The sequence below is a fragment of the Herbaspirillum sp. UBA812 genome (genome assembly GCF_002296545.1).
In the GTDB taxonomy this organism is placed as follows: domain Bacteria; phylum Pseudomonadota; class Gammaproteobacteria; order Burkholderiales; family Burkholderiaceae_D; genus Herbaspirillum; species Herbaspirillum huttiense.
Window position 1 is genome coordinate 1 of sequence record NZ_DBIC01000074.1, and the last position, 3,168, is coordinate 3,168.

The window sequence follows — 3,168 nt, forward strand, 5'->3', positions numbered from 1 at the left end:
CAGCAGCCCGCTGGAGCTGGACAACCTCTGCTTCATGGGCACCAATGTAGTCAGCGGCTCGGCCACGGGCGTGGTGCTGACCACCGGCAAGCGCACGTATTTTGGTGCGCTGGCTGAACGCGTCACCGCCACGGACCGCACGCCGACTGCCTTCCAGGCGGGCGTCAACAAGGTCAGCTGGCTGCTGATCCGCTTCATGCTGGTGATGACGCCGGTGGTGTTCTTCATCAACGGTTTCACCAAGGGCGACTGGGTGGAAGCCTTCCTGTTCGGCCTCTCCGTGGCCGTGGGCCTGACGCCGGAGATGCTGCCCATGATCGTGACCTCGACCCTGGCCAAGGGCGCGGTGGCGCTGTCGCGCAAGAAGGTGATCGTCAAGCGGCTCGATGCGATCCAGAACTTCGGTGCGATGGACGTGCTGTGCACCGACAAGACCGGCACGCTGACGCAGGACAAGATTTTCCTGGAACGTCATACCGACATTCATGGCGAGCCCGATGACGAAGTGCTGCAATACGCCTACCTGAACAGTTATTACCAGACCGGCCTGAAGAACCTGCTGGACGTGGCCGTGCTGGAGCACGCCGAGCTGCAACGTGAAATGTCCATCGCCTCGGCCTATCGCAAGGTCGACGAAATTCCTTTCGACTTCCAGCGCCGCCGCATGTCGGTGGTGGTGTCCGAGCGCGAGGATCACCACGAGCTGATCTGCAAGGGTGCGGTCGAGGAAATCGTCTCGGTCTGCTCGCGCGCCCGCGTCAATGGCGAAGTGGTACCGCTGACCCCGGCCTTGCTGGAAGAGATCCGCGCCACCACCGGCAGCCTCAACGCCGAGGGCCTGCGCGTGGTCGGCGTGGCCGCCAAGGACTTGCCGCCGACCAAAGAGGTCTACAGCCTGGCTGACGAATCGGACCTGGTGCTGATCGGTTACATCGCCTTCCTCGATCCGCCCAAGGAATCGACCGCCCCGGCGCTGGCCGCATTGCGTGCGCATGGCGTGAAGGTCAAGATCCTGACCGGCGACAACGAGCTGGTCACCGCCAAGATCTGCCGTGAGGTTGGGCTGGAGGTCAAGGGCATGCTGCTGGGTTCGTATGTCGAGAAGATGAGCGATGCGGAGCTGTCGCAGGCGGTGGAGACGGTGACGGTCTTCGCCAAGCTTTCGCCGGCGCACAAGGAACGCATCGTGCGCGTGCTGCATGATCGCGGACACGTGGTCGGTTTCATGGGCGACGGCATCAACGATGCCCCGGCCCTGCGTGCTGCCGACATCGGTATCTCGGTGGATACGGCGGTGGATATTGCCAAGGAAGCGGCGGATCTGATCCTGCTGGAGAAGAGCCTGATGGTGCTGGAAGAAGGCGTGCTGGAAGGCCGCAAGACTTTCGCCAACATGCTGAAATACATCAAGATGACGGCCAGCTCGAACTTCGGCAATGTCTTCTCGGTCTTGATTGCCAGTGCCTTCCTGCCTTTCCTGCCGATGCTGCCCTTGCATCTGCTGGTGCAGAACCTGCTGTATGACGTCTCGCAGATCTCGATTCCCTTCGACAACGTCGACAAGGAATTCCTGGAAAAGCCGCAGCGCTGGGATGCCGGTGACATCGGCCGCTTCATGGTCTTCTTCGGTCCGATCAGCTCGATCTTTGATATCACGACCTTTGCGCTGATGTGGTTTGTCTTCGGCGCCAGCACGCCGGAACATCAAACCCTGTTCCAGTCCGGCTGGTTCATTGAAGGGCTGCTGTCGCAGACGCTGATCGTGCACATGATCCGCACGCGCCGCATCCCCTTCTTCCAGAGCCGCGCCTCGTGGCCGCTGATGGGGATGACGCTGGTCATCATGGCCATCGGCATTGCGATCCCGATGACGCCGCTGGCGCATTACTTCAAGCTGGAGGCGTTGCCGCTGTCGTACTTCCCGTGGCTGGTGGCGATCCTGGTCGCCTATGCGGTGCTGATCCAGGGGATGAAGGGGTGGTATGCCAGGCGGTATGGGTGGCAGTGAGCAGTGGCCGGCCTGATGAAATGAAAATGCCTGCTCTTTGGAGCAGGCATGATTTTCTGACCGATTGGAGAGGTGCCAGCTCACAATCACGCAGACAAGAGCATTTACCTCTTGAAAGCAAGTGCCTGAGCACGATTTCAAGTTTCAAATCTCTTTTTGTTTTCTGTATTCAGAGCCGCGTACAAGTGCCGATCAACGATGCGTCCATTCTTCATGAAGCTCGCTCTTAGCGTACCTTCACGGACAAAGCCGCATTTTTCCAAGACTCTGATGGAAGCCAGATTCCACTCAAATACTGTTGTCTCAACCCGGACAAATTGCTCGACATCAAACGCAAAAGCAAGCACGCGCCGCACACTCTCTGTCGCCAGGCCCAATCCCCAATACTGCTCACCCAGCCAATAGACGATGCCTGAACAGTGCTTCAAGGAGCCCGATCGAGGTACCAGACTGATTCCTCCCGCCAACCTGCCGTTGAATTCTATCGCCCACGCATGGCGGTGAGGATGCGATTTCATTTCGTGAATCCAGGCGACAGCGTCATCCAACTTGTATGGCGAGGGAAATCTATCTGCCATATTTCCCGATATATTTTTGTTGTTCGCAATAAGGGAAAGTTCTTCGATGTGTCTGTCATCCCATTTTTCCAAAGACAGTGGAGCGTTTTCTGGACTGATATTTTTCATTTAGTGGAAGTAAAGTTTCGCGGCGTTGCGTTCTCATGACAGAGAACCGCCAGATAGCCAAAAAAGCCTCTATTCGACAAGCGCAGCGGGCATCACGACATCCGCCGGTCTGCGCTTCCCATCCGGCCCGAGATAGCAAGCTCGCCAAGTAGCGCATACGCCTGTCACGACAATAAGCTTCCCGAAAATATTGAACCTCAACTCTTTCATTGGCGCTCCGCCCTCTTTCAGCTGAAAAACAAAACAAGGTAATCAAGCTCTCCAGCATCGCCACTGACTTCAAGACGACCCCCGCCAGATGAAATCACGCCGCTTGCCGCGCCCAACTGAATTTTCAATGCCGGACTTCCACATCCCGCACCAGCCTGATCCCCACTAGCGTATAGCGCGTACTGACGGTATTCCAGTTCCGGAAGGCACACCGCGCATACAGTGACCAGGTATGCGACGAGCCACGGAGTCGCACCCTTGTTT

The 3,168-nt window shown here is 57.8% G+C and carries 3 protein-coding genes and 1 pseudogene; 1 reads left to right on the forward strand and 3 read right to left on the reverse strand.

Annotated elements, in window-relative coordinates:
* Positions 1 to 2,008 (forward strand): magnesium-translocating P-type ATPase (gene mgtA, locus B3873_RS04645; protein ID WP_286864290.1); only part of this gene is annotated, 2,008 nt, incomplete at its 5' end.
* A 137-nt stretch (positions 2,009 to 2,145) separates the two neighbouring features.
* On the opposite strand, the gene B3873_RS04650 is transcribed toward mgtA, so the two are convergent.
* The 3 genes and pseudogenes from B3873_RS04650 to B3873_RS04655 all read right to left on the reverse strand — a co-directional run.
* Complete coding sequence (locus B3873_RS04650; protein ID WP_286864292.1) at positions 2,146 to 2,694, reverse strand: GNAT family N-acetyltransferase; 549 nt, start codon at positions 2,692 to 2,694, stop codon at positions 2,146 to 2,148.
* Positions 2,695 to 2,763: 69 nt separating this feature from the next.
* Complete coding sequence (locus tag B3873_RS26700; RefSeq protein WP_422652294.1) at positions 2,764 to 2,904, reverse strand: DUF7661 family protein; 141 nt, start codon at positions 2,902 to 2,904, stop codon at positions 2,764 to 2,766.
* Positions 2,905 to 3,028: 124 nt separating this feature from the next.
* A pseudogene (locus B3873_RS04655) lies at positions 3,029 to 3,168 on the reverse strand (formylglycine-generating enzyme family protein); the annotation flags it as partial.